General features: G+C 73.9%; 20 protein-coding genes. 13 read left to right on the plus strand and 7 right to left on the minus strand.

Going from position 1 to position 23,211, the window contains the following annotated elements:
• Position 1: 1 nt before the first annotated feature.
• Genes ACIP63_RS02910 through ACIP63_RS02930 form a run of 5 tightly spaced genes read left to right on the plus strand, consistent with a single transcriptional unit; the run spans position 2 to position 4,386 of the window.
• Positions 2–793, plus strand: a complete 792-nt coding sequence (locus tag ACIP63_RS02910) for an ABC transporter ATP-binding protein (RefSeq protein ID WP_401510799.1) — start codon at positions 2–4, stop codon at positions 791–793.
• The gene (locus ACIP63_RS02915) at positions 790–1,533 is read left to right on the plus strand and encodes an ABC transporter ATP-binding protein (protein ID WP_401510801.1); all 744 of its coding nucleotides are present in this window, start codon (positions 790–792) and stop codon (positions 1,531–1,533) included. The genes ACIP63_RS02910 and ACIP63_RS02915 overlap by 4 nt, the downstream gene beginning before the upstream one ends.
• A complete protein-coding gene (locus tag ACIP63_RS02920; protein ID WP_401510803.1) occupies positions 1,533–2,420 on the plus strand; it encodes a branched-chain amino acid ABC transporter permease in 888 nt (295 codons plus the stop codon). Before ACIP63_RS02915 ends, ACIP63_RS02920 begins: the two co-directional genes overlap by 1 nt.
• A complete protein-coding gene (locus tag ACIP63_RS02925; protein ID WP_401510805.1) occupies positions 2,417–3,505 on the plus strand; it encodes a branched-chain amino acid ABC transporter permease in 1,089 nt (362 codons plus the stop codon). Before ACIP63_RS02920 ends, ACIP63_RS02925 begins: the two co-directional genes overlap by 4 nt.
• The gene (locus ACIP63_RS02930) at positions 3,502–4,386 is read left to right on the plus strand and encodes an alpha/beta fold hydrolase (RefSeq protein WP_401510806.1); all 885 of its coding nucleotides are present in this window, start codon (positions 3,502–3,504) and stop codon (positions 4,384–4,386) included. The genes ACIP63_RS02925 and ACIP63_RS02930 overlap by 4 nt, the downstream gene beginning before the upstream one ends.
• Before the next feature lie 20 nt (positions 4,387–4,406).
• Here the strand turns inward: ACIP63_RS02930 and ACIP63_RS02935 are convergent, their stop codons facing one another.
• Positions 4,407–6,383, minus strand: coding sequence for a helix-turn-helix domain-containing protein (locus tag ACIP63_RS02935; RefSeq protein WP_401510808.1), 1,977 nt, complete (start codon positions 6,381–6,383; stop codon positions 4,407–4,409).
• 41 nt (positions 6,384–6,424) lie between these two features.
• The gene (locus tag ACIP63_RS02940; protein ID WP_401510810.1) at positions 6,425–7,210 is read right to left on the minus strand and encodes a 3-hydroxybutyrate dehydrogenase; all 786 of its coding nucleotides are present in this window, start codon (positions 7,208–7,210) and stop codon (positions 6,425–6,427) included.
• 264 nt (positions 7,211–7,474) lie between these two features.
• Here ACIP63_RS02940 and ACIP63_RS02945 point away from each other — a divergent pair, with 264 nt between their 5' ends.
• Positions 7,475–8,956, plus strand: a complete 1,482-nt coding sequence (locus ACIP63_RS02945) for a PHB depolymerase family esterase (RefSeq protein WP_401510812.1) — start codon at positions 7,475–7,477, stop codon at positions 8,954–8,956.
• On the opposite strand, the gene ACIP63_RS02950 is transcribed toward ACIP63_RS02945, so the two are convergent.
• Positions 8,938–9,444 (minus strand): hypothetical protein, encoded by a 507-nt coding sequence (locus tag ACIP63_RS02950; protein ID WP_401510814.1) that lies wholly within the window; start codon positions 9,442–9,444, stop codon positions 8,938–8,940. The genes ACIP63_RS02945 and ACIP63_RS02950 overlap by 19 nt on opposite strands.
• Positions 9,445–9,716: 272 nt before the next feature.
• On the opposite strand from ACIP63_RS02950, the gene ACIP63_RS02955 reads away from it, so the two are divergent.
• The 5 genes from ACIP63_RS02955 to ACIP63_RS02975 are packed head-to-tail and all read left to right on the plus strand — an operon-like array spanning position 9,717 to position 15,325.
• Complete coding sequence (locus ACIP63_RS02955) at positions 9,717–10,970, plus strand: prenyltransferase/squalene oxidase repeat-containing protein (protein ID WP_401510816.1); 1,254 nt, start codon at positions 9,717–9,719, stop codon at positions 10,968–10,970.
• A complete protein-coding gene (locus ACIP63_RS02960; protein WP_401510818.1) occupies positions 10,967–11,653 on the plus strand; it encodes an SCO2322 family protein in 687 nt (228 codons plus the stop codon). Before ACIP63_RS02955 ends, ACIP63_RS02960 begins: the two co-directional genes overlap by 4 nt.
• Positions 11,650–12,795 carry an energy-coupling factor transporter transmembrane protein EcfT gene (locus tag ACIP63_RS02965; RefSeq protein ID WP_401510820.1) on the plus strand — a complete coding sequence of 382 codons (1,146 nt, stop codon included), beginning with the start codon at positions 11,650–11,652 and terminating at the stop codon, positions 12,793–12,795. Before ACIP63_RS02960 ends, ACIP63_RS02965 begins: the two co-directional genes overlap by 4 nt.
• Positions 12,792–14,510 carry an ABC transporter ATP-binding protein gene (locus ACIP63_RS02970; RefSeq protein ID WP_401510822.1) on the plus strand — a complete coding sequence of 573 codons (1,719 nt, stop codon included), beginning with the start codon at positions 12,792–12,794 and terminating at the stop codon, positions 14,508–14,510. Before ACIP63_RS02965 ends, ACIP63_RS02970 begins: the two co-directional genes overlap by 4 nt.
• Entirely contained in the window at positions 14,507–15,325 is an 819-nt protein-coding gene (locus tag ACIP63_RS02975; RefSeq protein WP_401510824.1) for an ECF transporter S component, read from the plus strand. The genes ACIP63_RS02970 and ACIP63_RS02975 overlap by 4 nt, the downstream gene beginning before the upstream one ends.
• On the opposite strand, the gene ACIP63_RS02980 is transcribed toward ACIP63_RS02975, so the two are convergent.
• The 3 genes from ACIP63_RS02980 to aroQ are packed head-to-tail and all read right to left on the minus strand — an operon-like array spanning position 15,326 to position 18,521.
• The gene (locus tag ACIP63_RS02980; protein ID WP_401510826.1) at positions 15,326–17,149 is read right to left on the minus strand and encodes a bifunctional sugar phosphate isomerase/epimerase/4-hydroxyphenylpyruvate dioxygenase family protein; all 1,824 of its coding nucleotides are present in this window, start codon (positions 17,147–17,149) and stop codon (positions 15,326–15,328) included.
• A 41-nt stretch (positions 17,150–17,190) separates the two neighbouring features.
• Positions 17,191–18,054: a shikimate dehydrogenase gene (locus ACIP63_RS02985; RefSeq protein ID WP_401510828.1), complete on the minus strand. Its 864-nt coding sequence runs from the start codon at positions 18,052–18,054 to the stop codon at positions 17,191–17,193.
• Positions 18,051–18,521, minus strand: coding sequence for a type II 3-dehydroquinate dehydratase (aroQ, locus tag ACIP63_RS02990; RefSeq protein WP_401510830.1), 471 nt, complete (start codon positions 18,519–18,521; stop codon positions 18,051–18,053). Before aroQ ends, ACIP63_RS02985 begins: the two co-directional genes overlap by 4 nt.
• A 155-nt stretch (positions 18,522–18,676) precedes the next feature.
• On the opposite strand from aroQ, the gene ACIP63_RS02995 reads away from it, so the two are divergent.
• A complete protein-coding gene (locus ACIP63_RS02995; RefSeq protein WP_104785160.1) occupies positions 18,677–19,339 on the plus strand; it encodes a TetR family transcriptional regulator in 663 nt (220 codons plus the stop codon).
• A 174-nt stretch (positions 19,340–19,513) separates the two neighbouring features.
• On the plus strand, positions 19,514–20,869 hold the full coding sequence (locus tag ACIP63_RS03000) for an MFS transporter (RefSeq protein WP_401510833.1): 1,356 nt from the start codon (positions 19,514–19,516) through the stop codon (positions 20,867–20,869).
• Positions 20,870–21,037: 168 nt separating this feature from the next.
• Here the strand turns inward: ACIP63_RS03000 and ACIP63_RS03005 are convergent, their stop codons facing one another.
• Positions 21,038–23,089: a bifunctional glycosyltransferase 87/phosphatase PAP2 family protein gene (locus ACIP63_RS03005; protein ID WP_401510835.1), complete on the minus strand. Its 2,052-nt coding sequence runs from the start codon at positions 23,087–23,089 to the stop codon at positions 21,038–21,040.
• Positions 23,090–23,211: the final 122 nt, after the last annotated feature.

Here is a 23,211-nt window from a genome sequence, read left to right on the forward strand (position 1 = left end):
CGTGACGGTATCCGGCACCGCCACCGCGCGGGACGAGGGGGCGCGTACGGGCGCCCCGGTGCTCCGGCTGGACGGACTGGGGTGGCGCGTCGGCGGGGCGGCCATCGTCGAGGACGTCACGCTGGACGTCCGGGAGGGCGAGTTCCTCGCCTTCATCGGGCCCAACGGGGCAGGCAAGACCTCCCTGTTCAACCTGATCAGCGGGATCGTCACGCCCACCGCGGGCACCCTCGCGCTGGACGGCGCGGACCTCACCGGACTGCCCGTGCACACCCGTGCGCGGCGCGGGATCGGGCGGACGTTCCAGACGTCCAGCCTCTGGCCGCGGATGACCGTGGCCGAGCACGTCCGGCTGGCCGCGCAGGCCAGGAAGGGCGGTTCGCACCGGCTCTGGAGGCGCGCGTCCCCGTACACCGCCGAGGTGAACGGCGTGCTGGAGCGCACCAGTCTCGGCCACCGCGCCGGGGCGACGGCGGCCGAGCTCTCCCACGGCGAGAAGCGCAAGCTGGAGCTCGCGGTGCTGCTGGTGGGCGAGCCCCGGCTGATGCTGCTCGACGAGCCGATGGCCGGGGTGAGCGCCGAGGAGGTCCCGGCCCTCACGGAACTGATCCGGGCGCTGCACCGCGAGGAGGGCCGCACCGTGCTCATGGTCGAGCACCACATGGACGTCCTGCTGGGACTCGCGGACCGGCTGGCGGTGATGCACCACGGCCGCCTGCTCGCCCTGGACACCCCGGGCGCGGTGACCGCCGACCCGGTCGTCCAGCGGGCCTACCTCGGGGAGGGACTGTGACGCCGCCCGCACTGCTCCGGGTACGGGACCTGCGCGTCCTCATCGGCGGCCGGCACATCCTGCACGGGGTCGACCTGGACGTGGCACGCCACGGCGTGACGGCGCTCCTCGGCCGCAACGGCGCCGGCAAGACCACGACCGTACGCGGCGTACTCGGCCTGGTACCGCGCGCGGGCAGCGTGCTCCTCGACGGCGAGGAGACCGTGGGCCTGCCCACCCACACCCTGGTCCGCCGGGGCATCGGATACGCCCCCGAGGACCGGGGGGTCTTCGCGGGGCTCACCGTCGCCGAGAACCTGCGGCTCGCCGAACGCCGGGGCGCCGACGGGCCCGCGTACGGCCTGATCCACGAGCTCTTCCCCGAACTCAAGCTCCGCAAGAAGCAGTTGGCGGGGACACTCTCCGGCGGCCAGCAGCAGATGGTGGCCATCGGCCGCACCCTGCTCAACGGCAACCGGCTGATCATCGCCGACGAGCCCACCAAGGGCCTGGCCCCCAAGGTCGTCACCGAGGTCGCCCAGGTGCTGGAACGCGCCGCCGAGGCGGTGCCGGTGCTCCTGGTCGAGCAGAATCTCGCCGTCGTCCGCAGGCTCGCCGAGCACTGTGCGGTGCTCGCCGACGGACGGACGGCCCACCAGGGCGAGGCCGCCGCGCTGCTGGGCGACGCGGAGGCCACCCGGCGGCTGCTCGGCGTCGGCCGGGGACCGCTCGCCCCTCACACCGCGGAGGCGGATTCCTGATGTCCACCATCGTGCTGCTCACCATGACCGGACTCGGCCTGGGGGCGCTCTACTTCCTCATCGCGTCGGGCCTCTCCCTGATCTTCGGCCTGATGGACGTGCTCAACTTCGCCCACGGGGCGCTGCTCTCCATCGGGGCGTACGGCACCTGGTGGGCGGCGTCCGGGAACCTTCCCGGCGCCGGCCCGGGCGGCTGGGGCTTCGCCCTGGCCGTCCTGTTCGGCACCGCGGTGGGCACCCTCGCCGCCGTGGTGCTGGAACTGGCCGTCGTACGCCCCCTCTACACCCGGCCCCGGGAGCAGGTGCTCGCGACGGTCGGGGTGGGGCTTGCCGTGCCCGCCCTGCTGTCGGGCGTCTGGGGTTCGGACGCCCGGACCTTCCCCGGGCCCGAGGCCCTGTCCGGCACCTTCCGGCTGCTGGGCGCGGACGTGCCGGTCAACCGGCTGGTGCTCGTCGCGGCGGCCGCCGTCGTCCTGGCCGCGCTGCGGCTGTTCCTCGGCCGGACCCGGCACGGTCTGGTCGTACGCGCCGGGGTCGAGGACCGGGCGATGGTGACGGCGCTCGGCATCGACGTCCGCACGGCGTTCACGCTGGTCTTCGCGATCGGTGGCTGCGCCGCCGCGCTGGGCGGCGCGCTCGGCGGGCTGTACTTCGGCTCGGTCGATCCCCGGCAGGGCACCTCGCTGCTGATCTTCGCGTTCGTCGTCGTGGTCACCGGTGGCATGGGCTCGGTGACCGGTGCGGCCGTGGCCGCCGTCGTCATCGGCCTGGTCCAGCAGTTCGCCAACTACTACACCGCAGCGGGCCTCGGCGACCTGGCGGTCGTCGTCCTGCTCGCCGCGCTGCTGCTCGTCCGGCCGCGCGGACTGACCGGGAGGCTCGCGTGAGCACCGCCACCACACCCGCACCCGCCGCCGTGACCACGGCGCCCGGGCGTAACAGGCCCCGGCTGCCGCGCTGGTGGCCGGTCGCCGTCCTCGTGCTCCTGATCGCCGCGCCGTACAGCGCCCTGCCCGTCCCCGGACTGCTGGACGGCCCGCTCGGCAGCCCGGGCAGTCTGCAACTGCTGGCCACCTGCCTGCTGTTCGGCGCACTCGCCACCGGCTACGACCTGCTGCTGGGCCGGACGGGGCTGCTCTCCTTCGGGCACGCGCTGTACTTCGCGGCGGGCAGCTACGCCACGAACATGTTCCTGCTGGAGGCGGGCCTGCCGTTCGCCGTCGCCGCGGTCCTCGGACTGTGCTCCGGCACCGCGCTCGCCCTGGTGCTGGGCTCGGTGAGCCTGCGGGTCACCGGCATCGGCTTCTCCATGGTGACGCTCGCCTTCGCGCAGGCCGGCTCGATCCTCGTGTCCCGCAACCCGGGCGGCCTCACCGGTGGCGAGGAGGGCCGCGCCGCCCCGGCGGAGCTGCTGCCCTCGTGGCTCGTCGGCATCGACCACACCGCGAACCTGTACTGGATCGCGCTCGCCTACCTCGTCCTCACCCTCGGGGTCGTCCATTGGGCGGTGCGCTCCCCCACCGGCCGGGTCTGGGAGGGCGTCAAGGAGAACGAGCGCCGGGTGGAGGTGCTGGGCCTGAAGCCGTACGGGTTCAAGCTCACGGCGTTCGTCCTGGCCGGGGCGCTCGCGGCGGTGGGCGGACTCGTCCACCTGCTGCTGACCGGCGGTTCGACGCCCCAGACGACGACCTCGGACTTCACCCTGTCGCTGCTGGTGATGGTGGTGCTGGGCGGCTCGGGCACCCGCTGGGGCCCCATGGTCGGCGGCATCCTCTACACCTGGGCGGACCACCGGCTCGGCGACCTCGCCGGTTCGGGCGCGGTCGCCGATCTGCCCGCGGTCCTGCGCGTGCCGCTCTCCCAGCCGCTGTTCCTGCTCGGGGTGCTGTTCGTGGCCGTGGTACACCTGCTGCCCGGCGGCCTGGCCCGTCTCCCGTCCCGTCTGCGCAGGGCCCGTGAGGAGCACCGATGATCCCGTACGAGGAGATACGCGTCCCCGTCGCCGGCGGCGAACTGGCCGCCCTGCGCTGGCCCTCCCCCGATCCGGGCGCGCCGGTGGCCGTGGCCCTGCACGGCATCACGGCCAACGCGCTGTCCTGGGGAGCGGTGGCCCGGATGCTCGCCGGCCGGGCCACGCTGGTCGCCCCGGACCTGCGGGGCCGGGCCGGCAGCGCCGGGCTGCCCGGCCCGTACGGCATCGCCGCCCACGCGGACGACGCGGCCGCGCTCGCCGGGGCGCTGGGCCGGGGGCGGGTGGTGCTGGCGGGCCATTCGATGGGCGCGTTCGTCGCGGCGCTCGCGGCCGTACGTCATCCGGGGCTCTTCGGCCCCCTGGTGCTCGTCGACGGGGGGTTCGGCTTCCCCGCGCCGACGCATCTCTCGGCGGACGAACTGCTGACGGCCGTGATCGGGCCGGCCATGGACCGGCTCTCGATGACCTTCCCCGACCGGGACGCGTACCGCTCGTTCTGGCGTGCCCACCCCGCGTTCGGGGACTGGTCGCCGGAGGTGGACGCCTACATCCAGCGGGACCTGACGGGCGAGGAGCCGGCGCTGCGGTCGGGCTGCCGGCTGGAGGCGGTGCGCACGGACGGCGGGGGCCTGTTCGAGGAGGAGGTGCTCGCGGCCGTGCACGAACTCCCCGGGCCCGCCACCCTGTTGTGGGCCGAGCGCGGGCTGATGGACGAGGAGCAGGGGCTGTACGACGAGTCCCGGCTGGCGGCGGCGGGACAGCCCGGCACGAAGGTCGGGGCGGTGCGCGTCGAGGACGTCAACCACTACACGGTGCTGACGGGCGAGAAGGGGGCCGGCCGGATCGCCGACACCCTGCTGCGGGCGGCGCTCCCCCGCTGAGGGCGGCGGCCGGCCGGGGCTCAGCCCTCCCGGCCGCCCGACAGGAGGTGCAGCCGCAGGGCGAGCTGGAGCTCCAGCGCGCGGTCGGGCTCGTTCCAGTCGCGGCCCAGCAGGACCTGGATCCGGTCGAGGCGCTGCACCACCGTGTTCACGTGCACGTGCAGTTCGTCCTTGGCCCGGATCAGGCTGCCGCCCGCGCCGAAGTACGCCCGAAGCGTCCGTACGAGATGGGTGCCGCGCCGCTCGTCGTAGCGCAGCAGCGGGCCCAGGACCGCTGTCACGAAGCCGTCCACGTCCTTGGCGTTACCCAAAACGACGCCCAGGAAGCCGAGTTCACCGACGCCGGCCCCCTCGCCCTCGCGTCCCAGCACCCGCATGGCGCGCAGACAGCGGGCGGCTTCCGCGTAGGCGGCGGCGAGTTCGCGGGCGCCGCGCGCCGGGCCCGTACCGGCGACGGTGACGGGCTCCTGGACGAGGTGGCCGAGCTGCGCGGCCGCCGCGCGTGCGGCGGCGCCCGCCGGTGTGCCGTCGGCGCCGCAGTCGATCAGCAGCACGACGGTGCCCGCGTGTTCGGCGCTCACGCCGTGGATGTCGCCGCCGAACAGATACCGCATCGCGGCGCCGCCCAGCCTCTCCCTGGCGGACGCCTCGGCGACCAGCACCAGATGCGGCCGGTCCAGGTCGATGCCGAGTCTCCGGCCCCGCTCGGCAAGCCCGGCCGGATCGCGCTCCGGGTCGCCCAGCAGGTCGCTGATCAGTTCGCCCCGTATCCGGTTCTCGGTCTCGGCGACCGTGCGGCGCAGCAGCAGGAGCAGCCCGGTGACGACGGCGGCGCGTTCGAAGAGCCGCCGGTCGGAGTCGTCGAGCCGGTCCGGGCGGTGCAGCACCAGGCTGGCGAGGAGCTCCTGGCCGGCGAGCACCGCGCAGACCCACCGGCCGTCGCGGTGCACGGCGCGCGCCCCGTGCCGGGACTCGTCCGCGGTGCCGGCGAGCCACCCGGCGTCCATGCTGTCGGCGGCGAATCCGGTGCCGTCGGGCCGTACGGCGGCCAGCGGGCGCCCGCCGGGGTCGTGGATGGTGAGCGGGCTGTCGAGCAGTCCGGCGACGGACACGGCGACGTCCTTCACGTCGCCGCCGCGCAGCACCAGGTCGGTGAGCCGGTCGTGGGCCTCCTCGGCGCGCTGCATGGCGGCCGAGTGCGCACGTACGGCGGCGTTGGCCTCGGCCAGTTCCGCGTTGGCGCCGGCGAGTTCCGCGAGTGCGGTCCGGGTGTCGTCCAGGGCCCGGGCGGTGTCGATCGCGATCGCGGCGTGCGCGGCGAGCGAGCAGAGCAGGGCCACCTCGTCGGGGCTGAAGACCCGCGCGGCACGGTCGGCCGCGAAGAGCACCCCGATGACCTTTCCCGTGCCGCCCCGGCTGGAGCCGAGGAGCAGGGGGACACCGAGGATCGCGACGAGACCTTCGTCCAGCACACCGGCGTTGATGTTGCGGGTGTGGTGGAAGCGCTCGTCGGTGCGGTAGTCGGGGGTGGCGTACGGGCTGGCGGTCTGGGCCACCAGGCCGCCGAGCCCTTCGCCCAGTTCGAGCCGGAGCCGCTGGAAGAGCACGGACACCGATCCGTCGGTGACCCGCATGTAGGTGTCCCCGGCCTCCTCGTCGGGGAGCGTGAGATAGGCGGTGTCGGTGCCGAGCAGCATCCTGGCCCGCCGCACGATCGCCTTCAGCACATCGTCCAGGTCGCGGGAGGCCGCGAGGTCGCCGGCCGTGTCGAAGAGGGCGGTGAGCTGGAGTTCCCTGCGCCGGTGCTGGCGCAGGGCGCCCCGGATCCGCAGGGCGGTGGCGGCCGCCCGTTCCACCTCGGCCAGGTCGGCCGCGGGCACACCGGCGGCCCTCGCCTCCGAGGCGACGGCGCCGAGCTCCTCGGCGGGCGCGTCGTCGGCCAGCAGGTCGAGGAGGCGCGCCAGGAGGGGCGCGGCGGAGGGGGGCGGTTCAGACATGGGCGGCCATCGTTCTTCCGGCTTCCGTGGGCGGTCGGGCGTCAGTTGGCGGTCCAGCCGCCGTCCATCGTGAGGGAGCTTCCGGTGATGTGCGCCGTGCCGGGCCCGCACAGCCACAGGACGGCCCCGGCCACGTCGCCGGGCTCGATCAGCGACTTGAGGGCGCTGCGTTCCAGCAGCACCCGGCCCACCACCTCCTGTTCGGAGATGCCGTGGCTGCGCGCCTGGTCCGCGATCTGGTCCTCGACCAGGGGAGTGCGGACGTAACCGGGGCTGACGCAGTTGCTCGTCACGCCGTGCGGCGCCGCTTCGAGTGCGACCACTTTGCTGAGCCCCTCCAGTGCGTGCTTGGCCGAGACGTAGGCCGACTTGTAGGGGCTGGCGCGCAGGCCGTGCACGGACGAGATGTTGACCACGCGGCCCCAGCCGCGTTCGTACATGCCGGGGAGCGTGCGGCGCAAGATGCGGAACGGCGCTTCCACCATGACGCGGTGGATCAGCGCGAAGGTGTCCGGGGGGAACTCGTGCACCGGCGCCACGTGCTGCAGCCCCGCGTTGTTGACCACGATGTCCGCGTCGGCGGGCAGTCCGTCCACCGCCTCGGCCACGGAGAGGTCGGCCACCCAGGGCGTACCGCCGATCCGTGTCGCCAGGCTCTTGGCGGCGTCGCCCGCCTTGTCCACCACGTGCACATGGGCTCCGGCGGCGGCGAGTGCCTCCGCGCAGGCCAGTCCGATGCCGCTCGCGGCCCCGGTGACCAGGGCGGTGCGTCCGGCGAGAGCGGAGGGGGCGAGGGGGTCGTGCCGGGGGGTCAGGGAAGTCTGCATGGGCGTCACCGTAAGGACGTCGCGGTCCGCATCACACGGGGTCGGTGCACACACCCCGGGGCGGCCGCATGGTGGCGGAGTACATGGTGCGGGCCGGCGGGCCCCGCGCGCACCGGCGGTCCGGGACGCGGGCGCAAGAGGAGCGCCGCACACAGCGGCACGCGGCCGGTGGCCGCCTGCCACATGGGCGGCTCCGCCCCCTGCTCATAGGTTCCGGCAGCAGTTCCGCACGTCCGCCCGCACGTCCGACGAGGAGGCCCCACCGTGCGCCCACCGATCCTGCGACGCCTGCTCCGCCGCGTCGCCTCCGTCGCCGTCCTGACCCTGCTCGCCGCGCACCCGGTGTCCGCCGTGGCCGCGCCCGCGGCCCCGGCGGCCGCCGGTCTCCAGCAGGTCACCGGCTTCGGCTCGAACCCCGGCAATCTGCAGATGTTCGCGTACACCCCGGACAACGTCGCCGCGGGCGCGCCCCTGGTGGTCGCGCTGCACGGCTGCACCCAGTCGGCCAACGCGTACTACACCAACTCGGGCTGGACCAAGTACGCCGATCTGTGGGGCTTCGACGTCGTGTTCCCGCAGACCACGTCGGCGAACAACGCCCTGTCGTGCTTCGGCTGGTTCGACCAGGCCGAGAGCACCCGGGGCCGGGGTGAGGCGGCGTCCGTCGTGCAGATGGTCGAGTACGCGAAGCAGACGTACGGCTCGGACGGCCGCCGGGTCTACGTCACCGGCCTGTCGGCGGGCGGCGGGATGACCGCCGATCTGCTGGCCGCCTACCCGGACGTCTTCGCGGGCGGGTCCGTGGCCTCCGGGCTGCCCGCGCAGTGCGCGACCAGCCAGGCCGCCGCGTCGGGCTGCCAGACGGGCCCGCAGAAGCTCTCCCCCGCCCAGTGGGGCGACAAGGTGCGCAACTCCTACCCGGGCTGGACCGGCCCCTGGCCCCGGGTCGCGATCTGGCAGGGCACCTCCGACTACACGGTCTACCCGGCCAACGCCACGGCCCTGCGCGACCAGTGGACCGATGTCTGGGGCATCGGCCAGACCCCGTCCAGCGCCCAGAGCCTGCCCGGCAACACCACCCGGAGCGTCTACGAGGACGCGTCGGGGCAGCCCGCCGTGGAGACGTACTCCGTGTCCGGCATGGGACACGGCCTGCCGGTGAGCCCGGGGTCCGGCGCCGAGCAGTGCGGGTCGACGGCCGCGTACTTCCTGAACACCATCTGCTCGGCGTACCACACGGGCGTGTTCTGGGGGCTCGACAAGGACGCGCCGGGCGGTGGGGGCGGGCTGCCGGCCCCCGCCGGCCTGAAGGTCACCGGGGTCACGGACAGCAGCGCCTCACTGGCGTGGAACGCGGTCGGGGGCGCGGCCTCCTACGCGGTGCACCGCGACGGCGCGAAGGTGACCACGACCGCGTCGACGTCCTTCACGGACACCGGGCTGACCGCGGGCACCTCCTACCGCTACACCGTGACGGCGACCGACTCCTCGGGGGCCGCCGGGGCGGCCTCGTCCGCCGTGACCGCGACCACGTCCGGCGGCACGGACCCGGCGCGCTGCTTCACGGCGACGAACTACGCCCATGTGACGGCCGGCCGGGCCCACACCTCGGGCGGCCACGCCTACGCGAACGGTTCGGAGCAGGACATGGGGCTGTACAACGTCTTCGTCACCCACACCCTCAGGGAGTCGCCCGCCGGCCACTTCGTGATCGCCGACTCCGGCTGTCAGGCCGGATCCTCGTAGTCGTCCCTGATCTTCTCCGGGATCCGGCAGCCGTCCTCGACCGCGGTGAGGGACACGGTCCGCCCGGCGTTCTCCACCGCGTAGTACCGGGCGTACAGCTTCCAGCCCCGCTTGGCGAGGGTGCGGTAGGTGACGTCCTGCTCGGCATGGCTGGAGACGATCTCCCAGTCGTGCTGCCGCAGCCGCATCACCGTCGCCTCGAAGGCGCCGGCGGCGTCCGCCGCCGGCGCGTATCCCGTCCAGGGCGCGACGCAGCCGTGCCAGTCGCCCTTCGGCAGCCGGGCCGTGGAGGTGTCGCCGGGCGGCAGGCCCGCTGCCTCGGCGAAGCCGGCTATCTCGTCGGCGACCGTCGGCGTGGTGAACGGCGGGGTGGGGTCCGGAGAGGGAGCCGGCGCGCTCTCGCTGTCACTGATGAGGCCGCATCCCGTGGTCACCGTCATGAATCCGGCCGCCACGGCGGCGACGGCCGCCGTCCTTCGTCTGCGCACTGGTGCTTCCCACCGGTCGTCCCAACCCCACGGGCACGCGCCCGTGTGACCCCCGGCCGGAGTCTCGCATGGGGTCTGACCTGCTGGGAAGGCCCTTCGCCCAGGGAGTGCGGCTGTCCGCCCGGAGGGGTCCGGGAGCACCCCGGTAGAGTGGGCGGGTCGTCATCATGCCCGTACAGGGGAAAGCCGGTGCGAATCCGGCGCCGCCCCTTCCCCGAGCGCTCGGCCAGCTCGAGCAGGGGAGAAACCCCATTCGAGAGGCCCAGTCCGCCATGTCCGTACGCCGCCGCGCGGCAGCGCTCGCGATCACCGCCGTGCTCTGTGGAGCGGCCGCCCCGGTGGCGGTCGCCGCGCCGAGTCCGACCCCGTCCACGCCTGAACTTCCGGCCGGGCTGTACGGCACCGAGGACCCGACGTACGACGGGGTGTGGCGCCAGTCGCTCGCCTTCCTCGCCCAGAAGATCGAGCTGGTCACGCCCGCCACGCGGTCGGTGGACTGGCTCGTCGGCCAGCAGTGCGACAGCGGGGCCTTCCCCTCCTACCGCGACGCCTCCGAGCCCTGTGGCGCGAAGACGGTCGCGGACACCAACGCCACCGCGGCGGCGGTCCAGGCCATGGTCGAGCTGGCCGTGCACCGTGAGGTCGTGGACAACGGCGTCAGCTGGCTGAAGTCCGTGCAGAACGAGGACGGCGGCTGGGGCTACAACCCGGGCAGCCCGAGCGACGCCAACTCCACCGGCGTCGTGGCCGGGGCACTGGCGCGGGCCGGCGTGCCGCTCGCCGAGGTCACCAAGAAGGGCGGCAGGACGCCGTACACGGCGCTGCAGACCTTCGCGCTGCCCTGCGGGGGCGAGGACGGCGGGGCGTTCGCCTACCAGCCGGACAAGAAGGGCGAGCTCACCGCCAACGCGGACGCCACGGCGGCCGCGGTCCTCGGCGCGATGGGCAAGGGCATGGCCTCGGGGAACTACAACGCGGCGAAGGCGCCGGTCTGCGCCGAGGGCTCCGCCCTCACCCCCGAGCAGTCCGCGCAGAACGGCGCCTACTACCTCGCGAAGACCCTCGCCGGGTCGGGCCATCTGGAACTGCCGCCCATGCCGGGCGCCGAGGAGTCGGCGCCGCAGCCGGACTTCGGCAACACGGCCGACGCGGTCGTGGCGCTGTCGGCGGCCGGCCACAAGGACAAGGCGGCCGGAGCGGTCGCGTATCTGGAGAAGCACGCACAGGGCTGGGCGAAGGAGGGCGGCCCCGCCGCCACCGCCCAGCTGGTGCTCGCCGCCCACGCGACCGGCACCGACGCACGTGACTTCGGCGGGGTCGACCTCGTGAAGCAACTCAACGCGACGGGCCCCGCGCCCGCCGCGACGGCCGTTCCCTCGCCGACCGCGACGACCCCGGAGAAGCCGGCGGACACGAGCAGCGACGACGAGGGGCTCGGCCTCTGGTGGATCATCGGCATCGGTCTCGCCTTCGGCGCCGGGATCGGCTTCCTGCTCAGCGGACGCCGGAAGAACCAGCAGCTGTGAGGCCCCCGCTGCGGACGGCGGCGGTGCTCCTCCTCGTCGGCGCCGTCCTGGCCGTGCTGGGCGCGGGAAGCGCGCAGGCGGCCGGTTACCGCTACTGGTCGTTCTGGGAGAGCGACGGCGGGAAGAGCTGGACGTACGCCACCCAGGGGCCTTCCGTCGTCCGGCCGGACGACGGCGCGGTGCAGGGTTTCCGCTTCTCGGTGAGCGCGGATTCCCAGGACTCGGCGCAGCCGCGCCGCGCGCCCGATTTCGGGGCCGTCTGCGCGGACACCCCGGCGAAGGACGGCCTGAAGCGGATCGCGCTGGTGATCGATCCGGGCACGGCGGCGGACGCGCCGGACGGCGAGAAGCCGCCCGCGCCGCGTACCGCCTGCGCCCAGGTCGCACCGGACGCGAGTACGGCGGAGGCCCTCGCGTCGGTGGCGAAGCCCCTGCGGTACGACAGCGCCGCGATGCTCTGCGCGATCTCGGGCTATCCGCGGTCGGGCTGCGGTGAACAGGTCGACGGGGGCTCCGACGGTCCGGAGTCCAGCGTTCCGGCCACCGCTTCCACCGCCGGCGACGGCGGTGCGACGGGGGGCGGTTCCGAGGGCGGCGGCCCGTCGGTGGGTGTGCTCACCGGCGTCGGCGCGGTGCTCGTCCTGGGTGTCGCCGCTGTGCTGCAGGCCCGCCGCCGCCGATGACCCGCTCCACCGGTCCGGCCCGGCTCCGCCCTGCCCTGCGCGCCCCCGGGGCCACCCGGGGCAACGCGTTGCCGGCCGGGGCCTGGTGGCTGTGGGCGCTCGGGCTGGCGACCGCCGCGTCCCGTACGACCAATCCGCTGCTGCTCGGGCTGCTGGTGGGCGTGGCCGGCTATGTGGTGGCGGCGCGCCGCACGGACGCGCCGTGGGCCCGTTCGTACGGGGTGTTCATCAAGCTCGGGCTGGTCGTCGTCGGCGTACGGCTGGTGTTCTCCGTCGTCCTCGGCTCCTCGGTCCCCGGTACGCATGCCCTGTTCACGATGCCCGGGGTGCCGTTGCCCGACTGGGCGCAGGGGATCAGGATCGGCGGCCGGGTCACGGCGGAGCAGGTGGTGTTCGCGCTGTACGAGGGCGCGAAGCTGGCCACCCTGCTGATCTGCGTCGGGGCCGCGAACTCGCTGGCCAACCCGGCCCGGCTGCTGAAGTCGCTGCCCGGCGCCCTGTACGAGGTGGGGGTCGCCGTCGTCGTGGCGATGACCTTCGCGCCGAACATGGTCGCCGACGTGGCGCGGCTGCGGACGGCCCGCAGGCTGCGCGGCCGCCCGACCGGCGGGGTCGGGGCGGTGCTCCAGATCGGGCTGCCGGTGCTGGAGGGTGCGCTGGAGCGTTCGGTGGCCGTCGCGGCGTCGATGGACGCGCGGGGGTACGGGCGCACCGCGCAGGTCCCGCCCGCCGTCCGCCGCACCACCCATGTGCTGACGCTCGGCGGGCTGCTGGGCGTGTGCGCGGGGACGTACGGGCTGCTGGCCGCGCAGGGCGCCGTGCACGGGCTGCCGTTGCTGCTGGCCGGGCTGGTCGCGGCGCTGGCCGGGCTCAGGCTCGGCGGGCGCCGCTCGGTGCGTACGCGCTACCGGCCGGACCGCTGGGGCGTACGCGCCTGGCTCGTCGCCGCCTCGGGTGCGGCCGTCGCGGCGGCGATGATCTGGGCGGGCGCCGCCGCCCCGGACGCCCTGCGCCCGGGCGTCGTCCCGCTCACCGCCCCCGTACTGCCGCTGTGGCCGGCCGCCGCCGTGCTGATCGGGCTGCTGCCCGCGGTGGTGGCCCCGCTGCCGCCTTCCCCCTCGGACTCCAAGGAGCGCCCATGATCCGGTTCGAGAACGTCTCGGTGCGGTACGAGGGCGCGGAGCGCCCCGCCCTGTCCGGGGTCGACCTGACGATCCCCGAGGGCGAACTGGTGCTGGCCGTCGGCCCGTCCGGTGTCGGCAAGTCGACTCTTCTGGGTGCCGTGTCCGGTCTGGTGCCGCACTTCACCGGAGGGGTGCTGACCGGCCGGGTCACCGTCGGCGGCCGGGACACCCGGACCCACAAGCCGCGTGAACTCGCGGACCTGGTGGGCACGGTGGGCCAGGATCCGCTCGCCCACTTCGTGACGGACACCGTGGAGGACGAGTTGGCGTACGGCATGGAGTCGCTGGGCCTCGCCCCGGACGTGATGCGCCGCCGCGTCGAGGAGACGCTGGACCTGCTGGGGCTGGCGGAGCTCCGCGACCGGCCGATCGCCACGCTCTCCGGGGGCCAGCGGCAGCGGGTCGCGATCGGTTCGGTCCTCACCCCGCACCCCAGGGTCCTCGTCCTCGACGAGCCGACGTCCGCCCTGGACCCGGCGGCGGCCGAGGACGTGCTGGCGGTCCTCCAGCGGCTGGTGCACGACCTGGGCACGACGGTGCTGATGGCCGAGCACCGGCTGGAGCGTGTGGTGCAGTACGCCGACCAGGTCCTCCTGCTGCCCGCGCCCGGCGCCGCCCCGGTGATGGGCCCGCCCGCCGACATCATGGCCCTCTCGCCCGTCCGTCCGCCGGTGGTGGCGCTGGGCCGGCTCGTGGGCTGGGATCCGCTGCCGCTGTCGGTGCGCGACGCCCGGCGCCGTGCGGTGGACCTGCGGGAGCGTCTCGCCGAGGTGGAACCGCCGGCGCGCGAGGCCCCGGCTGCGGCCGCCGCGGTGGCTCCGCTGCCGGCTCCCCCCGCCGTCCGCCCCGGTCTCCTGGGCCGGCTGTTCGGCCGGCGTCCGGACGCGGCTCCTGCGGCTCCCCCGGTCCCCGGTCCCGTCGTCCGGGTCGAGGGGCTCGGGGTGCGGCACGGGCGGGTCCAGGCGCTGCGCGGGGTGACGCTGTCCGTCGCGCCGGGCGAGACCGTGGCCCTGATGGGCCGTAACGGCGCGGGGAAGTCGACGTTGCTGACGACCCTCGTCGGAATGACCGAGCCCACCACGGGATCCGTCCTGGTCGGCGGCCTGCACCCGTCCCGTACGGCGCCGCGCGACATGGTGCGCCGGGTCGGGCTCGTGCCGCAGGAGCCGCGCGACCTGCTGTACGCGGACACGGTCGCCGCCGAGTGCGCGGCGGCCGACTCCGACGCGGGCGCGCCCGGGGGCACCTGCCGGGCGCTGGTCTCCGAGCTGCTGCCCGGGGTGCCCGACGACACCCATCCCCGTGATCTCTCGGAGGGCCAGCGGCTCGCGCTGGCCCTCGCCCTGGTGCTCACCGCCCGGCCGCCGCTCCTCCTCCTGGACGAGCCGACGCGGGGGCTGGACTACGCGGCGAAGGGCCGGCTCGTCGGCGTACTGCGCCGGCTGGCCGCCGAGGGTCACGCGATCATCCTGGCCACGCACGATGTGGAGCTGGCGGCGGAGCTGGCCGACCGGGTGGTGATCCTGGCCGACGGTGAGGCCGTCGCCGACGGCCCGACCCGGCAGGTCGTGGTCTCCTCGCCCGCGTTCGCCCCGCAGATCTCGAAGATCCTGGCGCCACGGGAGTGGCTGACGGTCTCGCAGGTGCGCAGGGCTCTGGAGGCTCTCGCGTGACGGCCCGGTCCACGCGCCCGGTCCGGCTCGGTCCGCACGCCGTCGCCGCGCTCGTCCTGATCAGCGCGGTCGGGCTGGTCGGGTTCGGCTGGCCGCTGCTGGCGGGGGCGGACTCCGGTCTCGCCCACGCGCAGGACGCGCCGTGGCTCTTCGCCGTCCTGCTGGTGCTGCTCGTCGGGGTGGTCCTCGCGACGATCGCGGACTCCGGTCTGGACGCGAAGGCCGTCGCGATGCTGGGCGTCCTCGCCGCGGTCGGTGCGGCGCTGCGCCCGCTGGGCGCGGGGACGGCCGGCCTGGAGCCCATGTTCTTCCTGATGGTGCTGAGCGGCCGGGTGCTGGGGCCGGGCTTCGGCTTCGTGCTCGGCTCGGTCACGATGTTCGCCTCGGCGCTGCTCACGGGCGGGGTCGGGCCGTGGATGCCGTTCCAAATGCTCTCGATGGGCTGGTTCACCATGGGCGCGGGCCTGCTGCCCGGCCCGGACCGGCTGCGCGGCCGGGGCGAGCTGCTGATGCTGGCGGGGTACGGCTTCGCGGCGGCGTTCGCGTACGGCACGGTGATGAATCTGTACGGCTGGACCATCGTGCCGGGGCTCGGCTCGGGCATCTCCTTCGTCCCGGGCGACCCGCTCGCCGAGAACCTGGTCCGCTTCCTCGCGTACTGCACCGCCACCTCGGTCGGCTGGGACCTGGGCCGCGCCGTCCTCACGGTCGTCCTGACGGTGGCCGTCGGTCCCACGCTGCTGAGAGCCCTGCGCCGGGCCACCCGCCGCGCCGCGTTCGACGCGCGGGCGGACTTCGAGGCGCTCCCGGACTGATCAGTCGGCCAGTGCGTGCTGCGCGGCGAGCCTGACGGGGGCGTTCGTGGCGCCGTACCCGTCGTATCCGCCGACGCGCTCGACGAGTTCGAAGAAGACACGGCCGGTCGTCACGGTGTAGCAGTGCCGGAACTCGCCCTTCCCGTCCCGGTCGTAGAGGATGCCGAGTTCGCGGTAGGTGTCCAGCTCGCCCGGGGCGAACTCGTGGCGCGCGGCCAGGTCGTCGTAGTAGTTGGCCGGCACGGGCAGCATCCGGGCGCCGGCCGCGAGTGCGCGGCGGACGGTGGCGACGAGGTCGTCGGTGGCCAGGGCCACGTGCTGGGGGCGCCCTCCCCGGTCCGGGTCCTGGGTGGGGGACGCCCCCACGCCGAGGGCGATGCGCACGGTGCCGTCCTCGTTGCTGACGGCGCGGCTGCGCAGCAGGCCGTACGGGTCGGCGAGGTCGACGCTCGCGTGCGGCCGGAGACCGAGCACGCCGCGGTGGAAGAGGGTCGCCTCGTCGAAGTGGTGCCAGGGCTGGGTCAGCGCCACATGGTCGACGCGGGTGATCCCGGCGGGGGCGGGGGTGTGCGGGGCGGGCGCGAAGTCACCGGTCCAGCCTGTGTCCCCGGCGTGCTCGGTGCCCTCCTCCGTGTCGTCGGGGCAGTCGGTCACGCAGAAGAAGAACTCGGTGCCGTCGGGCGCGGCCACCGCGTCCAGCGGGGCGTCACCGGGGGCGCGGCGCCGGGGCAGGACGGGGGCGAGCAGCGACTCGGCCCGTGCGGAGGCACCCGCCGGGTCGGGGCTCTCCAGGCCCACCGCGGTGAGCGAGGGCTCCGGCCGGTGGCTGCCGGTGTCGGTGTTGAGCAGGATGCGGGCCTCGCCCTGTTCCCAGAGGTCCACCGGCTTACCGGAGTGCCTGGCCGTACGGGAGAAGCCCAGCGCGGTCAGCACGGGCGCGATCCTGGCCGTGTCGGCCGTGGCGATCTCGACGAAGGCGAAGCCGGTGGGGACGACCGGCGCCGGAGGCGCGGTCAGCCCGGCCGACTCCTGGAGCAGGGTCAGCGAGCGCAGGGCGTCCACCGCGGTGCGGCCCGCGTCCGCCTGGCGGAAGACGTCGTTGAACACCTCGAGGGAGAGGGGCCCGTCGTATCCGGCGCGGACGGCGGCCCGCACGAGACCGGTGACGTCGAGGTCGCCCTGGCCCGGGAAGCAGCGGTGGTGGCGGCTCCACTGGAGCACGTCGAGCGACATCTGCGGGGCGTCGGCGAGCTGCAGGAAGAAGATCTTGTCGCCCGGGACGTCCTCGATCCCCGCGATGTCGGAGCCCCGGGCCAGGATGTGGAAGCTGTCCAGGCAGACCCCGAGGGCGGGGTGGTCCGCGGCCTCGACGATGCGCCAGGCGTGCTCGTACGTGCTGACGTGGCGGCCCCACGCCAGCGCCTCGTACGCGACGCGGATGCCGGACTCCTGCGCGAGGTCCGCCAGCCGGCGCAGCTGCTCGGCGGCGAGGGCGTCGTCGTCGACGGCGTACGGCGACACGCTGGAGCAGACCAGGACGGTGTCGGCGCCGAGTCGGCGCATCAGCCGGAACTTGTGCTCGGCGCGCCGCAGGTTGCGGGCGAACTCGTCGGCGGGGACGGCCTCGATGTCGCGCATCGGCTGGAAGAGGTCGATCGTCAGACCGAGGTCGGCCGTCCGTTCCCCGATCTCCTCGGGGCTCAGCGGGCTGCCGATGAGGTCGTTCTCGAAGATCTCCACGCCGTCGAAGCCGGCGCGCGCCGCCGCGGTGAGCTTCTCGGTGAGCGTGCCGCTGAGCGAGACGGTGGCGATGGACGTACGCATGTCGGTCCTCCTGCTGGCTTCCTGCGGGCTTCCTGCGCGTTTCAGTGGGCGGACGTGAGGTCGGCGATGTCCGCGAGCATGCGGGCGGTGTCGGGTTCGCGGCCGGTGAAGAGCCGGAAGGCGTCGGCGGCCTGGTAGGCGGCCATGCCCCCGCCGTCGAGGGTGGGGCAGCCGAGCGCGCGGGCGGTGCGGACGAGCGTCGTCTCCAGCGGCCGGTAGACGACCTCGGCGACCCACAGCCCCGGGTGCAGCAGCTCCGCGGGGAGCGGGAGCCCGGGGTGGGCGGCCATGCCGATGGGTGTGGCGTTGACCAGGCCGTCGGCGCCCGCCGTCCGTGCCGCGATGTCCAGGAGGTCCGCCGCCACCGCCCGGCCCGGGCCGAAGTGGTGGTTCAGGGAGTCCGCGAGCGCGGCGGCCCGGTCGGGCAGGGCGTCCAGCACAGTGAGCCGGCCGGCGCCCAGGGCGAGGAGGGCGTGGGCGACGGCGGCTCCGGCACCGCCGGCCCCCAGCTGCACGACGCGCTCCAGCGGCGCGTCGGGCAGACCGCGTGCGAAGGAGGCGGCGAAGCCGGTCGCGTCGGTGTTGTGGCCGGTCGCCCGGCCTCCCTCGAAGACCACGGTGTTGACGGCGCCGAGCGCCTCGGCCTGCGGCGAGAGCGCGTCGAGGTGGGCGAGGACCTGCTGCTTGCAGGGGTGGGTGACGTTGAGGCCGTCGTAACCCATGTCGCGCGCGGAGCGGACCAGTTCGCCGGTCTTCTCCGGCGGGACGCCGAGCGTGCCGATGTCGATGAGGCGGTAGAGGTAGCGCAGGCCCTGCCGGTCCGCTTCGCGTTCGTGGAGCGCGGGGCTGAGGGAGGGGCCGATACCGGAGCCGATGAGGCCGACGAGATAGGAGTCCGGGCTCACCGGTTGTCCTCCAGGAGCTGGGCGAGGTGGGTGAGGGCCAGGGCGTATCCGTGGGCACCCGCCCCGCAGATGACGGTGTCGGCGACGGCCGAGACGTAGCTGTGGTGGCGGAAGGCCTCCCGCCGGTGGATGTTCGAGAGGTGGACCTCCACGACCGGCAGCTCCACGGCGGCGAGCGCGTCCCGCAGGGCCACCGAGGTGTGGCTGTAGCCGGCGGGGTTGATCACGATGCCCCGGTACGCGGTGCGGGCTTCGTGGACGGCGTCGACGAGCACCCCCTCATGGTTGCTCTGCCGGCAGTCGGCACGCAGCCCGAGGGCCGCCGCCGTGCTCCGGCAGAGCTCGTCGATACCGGCCAGGGTGTCCTTCCCGTACACCTCCGGCTCGCGCAGGCCCAGCAGGTTGAGATTGGGACCGTTCAGCACGAGGACCGGGAGGCCGGAGGGCGGGGCCGGGGTGTTCGGCATCGTTCACTTCCCGTAGATGCATCGACTTAATGTACGGACTGGTTAGTTAGTCATACCGAAAGACGGCCGCCCTGGGAAGACCCCGGGCCGAATCAGCCCCCTCGGGCACCCGCTCTAGAATCGCGAGCACGCACCGCCTGCCGCGAAGGATCCGGATGACAAGCACCGAAGGACCCGCCCAGCCCGCCGTGCGGACCCGTGACGCGGCGCGCACCAAGGACGAGATCCTCACCGTGGCGACGCGGGAGTTCGCCCGCATCGGTTACGCGGGCGCCCGGGTCGACGAGATCGCCGCCCGGACCCGCACCACGAAGCGGATGATCTATTACTACTTCGGCGGCAAGGAGCAGCTGTTCACCGCGGTCCTGGAGCGGGCGTACACCAGGATCCGGGAGGCGGAACAGCTGCTGGACGTCGAGCACCTCGATCCCGTGGCAGCGGTGCGCCGGCTGGCCGAGGTGACGTTCGACCACCACGAGGACCACCCGGACTTCATCCGCCTGGTCAGCATCGAGAACATCCACGAGGCCGAACACATCGCGGCCTCGGCCGAGTTGAGCCGCATCAGCTCCCCGGCGATCGAGGTCCTGCGCCGCATCCTCGACACGGGGCGCGCGTCGGGGCTGTTCACGGCGGACGTCGACGCCGTGGATCTGCACGCGATGATCAGCTCGTTCTGCTTCTTCCGCATCGCGAACAGGCACACCTTCGGCGCGCTCTTCGGCCGTGACCTGGTGGACACCGGACGGCGCGAGCACTACCGGACCATGCTGGGCGACATGATCATCGCGTACCTCACGGCCGACCGGGCGGAGTAGGGCCGGGGCCGCCCGCGGACCCCAGCGGTCAGGACCGGATTCTGCGCGAACCCTTGACAGGGACGACAACTGCTCGCAACATCCGTAGCCATCCGCAACTAACTACCTAGTGCGTTAATTAGCCGGGTCCGCTCGTCTCTCCCCGCACGGAACGTCCCCCGAAGGAGCCCCGACGTGACCGCTCACGCCCCTGCCCCCGCTCCCCCACCGCAGGCCCAGCCCCGTAAAGCGGCGCTCGCCGCCTGGATCGGCAGCGCCCTGGAGTACTACGACTTCTTCATCTACGGGAGCGCGGCGGCGCTGATCTTCCCCGAGGTCTTCTTCGACGAGTCCGATCCGGCCGACGCGACCCTGATGTCGCTGGCCACCTTCGGTGTCGCCTACGCGGCCCGGCCGGTCGGCGCGCTCTTCCTCGGACACGTCGGCGACCGGGTCGGCCGCAAGAAGATCATGGTCTTCACGCTGATGCTGATGGGCCTCTCGACGTTCCTCATCGGCTGTCTGCCCACCCGGGAGCAGATCGGCGGGGCGGCCCCCGTCCTGCTCGTCCTCCTGCGGATCCTTCAGGGCATCTCCGCGGCGGGTGAGCAGGCCAGCGCCAACTCGATGAGCCTGGAACACGCGCCCCAGCACCGGCGCGGCTACTTCACCAGCTTCACGATCAACGGGACGCAGGCCGGTCAGCTGATCGCGACCCTGGCGTTCATCCCGGTCGCCGCCCTGCCCGAGGAGCAGCTGCTCTCCTGGGGGTGGCGCATCCCGTTCTGGCTGAGCGTCGCCGTCGCGGTCACCGGTTACGTCATCCGGCGCACCCTGGAGGAGACCCCGGTCTTCACCAAGCAGGCGGCGACCGAGGGCGTGGCGAAGATGCCCCTGGCCGTGCTGCTGCGCGACCACTGGGCCGACGTCCTGCGGGTCGTCGCGGCCTCCGTGATCGCCACGGTCAGCACGATCTTCACCGTCTGGGCGCTGTCGTACGCCACGAGCGACGCCGTCGGCCTGAGCCGCACCGGCATGCTCTGGGTGGGCGCGCTGGCCAATGTGGTCGCCCTGTTCACCATCCCGCTCTGGGCACGGCTCTCCGACCGCGTCGGACGCCGGCCGGTCTTCCTCGTCGGCGCCGTGGGCAGCGCGGTGGTGATGCCCCTGTACCTGTGGGCGATCTCCACGGGCAGCTATCCGCTGGTGCTGATCCTCGGCGTGCTGGTCTTCGGCGTCGTCTACAGCGCGGCCAACGGCATCTGGCCCGCCTTCTACGCCGAGATGTTCCCCACCCGGGTCAGGCTCTCGGGCATGGCGATCGGCACCCAGACCGGCTTCGCCATCGCCGGCTTCGCCGTGGCGTTCGCCTCGCAGATCGCCGGGCCCGACGGCGACAACTGGGCCGGGGTCGCCGTCTTCGCCGCCGCGCTCTGTCTGCCGCCGGTCGTCGCGGCGCTCTCCGCCCGCGAGACGGCACATGTGGACACGGAACAGCTCGGGGAGCGCGGCGCCGTCGCCACGGAGTCCGGGGTGTCCGTCAAGGCCTGATCCCCCGCACGGCGCCGCCCCCGGCGCTGAGCCGTTCGAGTGGCGGACCCGCCGCCCCGGGCGGACCCTGGGGGGACGCGGCGATCCACGCCGAAGGGGTGCGGGGCCGGCTCGGGAGGGCCGCCCCGCACCCCTTCGGCCCGTGTACCGGTCCGGCCGGTGTCCGCCCTACGCCTTGCTGCCGGCCGGTTCGGGGGACGGCTCCCCGACCGCGTCCCCGGCGTCCCCGGCCTCGCGGTCCGGACGCCCGGCCGCACCGGGGGCGGCCTGGAGCCTGCGTGGCCCCGACAGGGCGTACGCCAGCCCGAAGCCCGCGGCCACCACTGCCGCGCCGCCGACCGCGTCCAGCACCCAGTGGTTGCCCGTCGCGATGATCGCGGAGACCGTGAACAGCGGGTGCAGCAGCCCCAGGACCTTCATCCACGCCTTCGGCGCGAGCAGGGCGATCACCACCCCGCACCACAGCGACCAGCCGAAGTGCAGGGACGGCATCGCCGCGTACTGGTTGGTCATCGCGGTCAGCGCCCCGAAATCGGGGCTGTCGAGGTCCTGCACGCCGTGGACCGTGTCGATGAAGCCGAGCCCCGGCATCAGTCGCGGCGGTGCCAGGGGGTAGAGCCAGAAGCCGACGAGGGCGAGGACCGTGGCGAAGCCGATGGTGCTGCGGGCCCAGCGGTAGTCCGGGGGCCGCCGCACGTAGAGCACGCCGAGGATCGCGAGCGGCACGATGAAGTGGAACGTCGAGTAGTAGTAGTCGAAGAAGTCCCGCAGCCAGGGGATGCCGACGACGGTGTGGTTGGCCCAGTGCTCGATGTCGATGTGCAGCCACTGCTCCGCGGAGTGGATCTGCCGGCCGTGCTCCTCCGCGGTGGAGCGCCCGGCGGTGGCCGCCAGCCGGACCTTCGCGTAGGCGGAGTAGACGACCCTGATGAGCAGGAGTTCCAGCAGCAGGTTGGGGCGGCTGAGCACGCGCCGCCAGAACGGCAGCAGCGGCACCCACGCGTGACGCGCCGGCACCGGCTTCGCGTAGTCCGTGGGGATCGGCCGCTGCCAGTAGGGCGAGGTGCGGGAGAGGAACGGCACGGCGCAGGCCGCGCCGAGCGCGGCGACGAGCAGGACGTTGTCGCGCACGGGAAGGACCACGCCGACGTTCGGCAGCAGCATCTTCCCCGGCAGGGTGAGGACGAGCACCACGACCGCCGGCCAGACCATCCGGTCCGAGGCCCGGGTGCCGGCCCGGCCGACCACGGCGAGCAGCACCCAGAGCAGCTGGTGCTGCCAGGCGGTGGGAGAGACGGCGACGGCCACGCATCCGGTGATCGCGACGGCCAGGAGCAGCTGCCCGTCCCGGGCGTAGTGCGCCGCGCGGCGCAGTCCGAGAAGGACGACGGCGGCGGCGAGGACGAGGAACAGGGCGATCTCGAGCGGGCCCTGGAGCCCGAAGCGCAGCAGCGCGCCGTGCAGCGACTGGTTCGCCAGGCTGTCGGGGCGGTCCCCGAGTCCGGCCCCCGCGAGATGGTGCACCCAGTACGCCCATGAGTCACGCGGCATCACCGCCCAGGCCAGCGCCGTGCAGACGGCGAAGGTGGCACCGCCGGTCGCGGCGGCCCTGCGTCTGCCGGTGAGCCAGAACAGGACGGCGAAGAGCAGGACGGCGGGCTGGAGGGCCGCCGCGACACCGGTCAGCACGCCCGGCAGGCGCTCACCCCGTACCGCGAAACAGGCGACGAGCACCAGCAGGACCGGCAGGATGCTGGTCTGGCCCAGGTGCAGGGTGCTGCGGACGGGCAGCGACACCATCAGCAGGGTGATCGCGACGGGCGCCGCCAGGAACGCGGTGCGCCGGCTCACCGGCGCGGGCAGGGCGCGGACGGCGACGAAGCCCAGCCCCACGACGAGCAGCAGCGAACCGAAGGTCCACACGACGCCGAGTGCCTGCTGGGCGGAGACCGTCAGCGGTTTCAGCACCAGCCCGGCGAACGGCGTCCCGGTGAACCGGCCCGGCTCGTACAGGGACCCCGCGATGTGCAGGACCCCGGTCGCGCCGGTCCAGGTCTCCAGATCGGTGAGGCGTTCACCCGGCGGCCGCCGGAGCACCACCGCCACCTGCCGTACCGCCAGGACGCCGACGAGCAGCCAGAGGACGGCTCTCGCCGTAGCGGCTCTCGCCCCCGGATCCGCCGCCGCGTCCCCCCGCACACTGCGCTCCACATCTGTCACGCTGCGCCGACCCTCCCGTTTCCGTGCACTGTCCCCTCGGCCCGGGTATGTGCGGATGAAGCCTCGCACTGCCCGACGAGACAGACACCATCAACCCCTACTTAGCCTGACCGTCACCACCG

Origin of the sequence: Streptomyces sp. NPDC088746 (genome assembly GCF_044751065.1) — a bacterium.
Classification (GTDB): domain Bacteria; phylum Actinomycetota; class Actinomycetes; order Streptomycetales; family Streptomycetaceae; genus Streptomyces.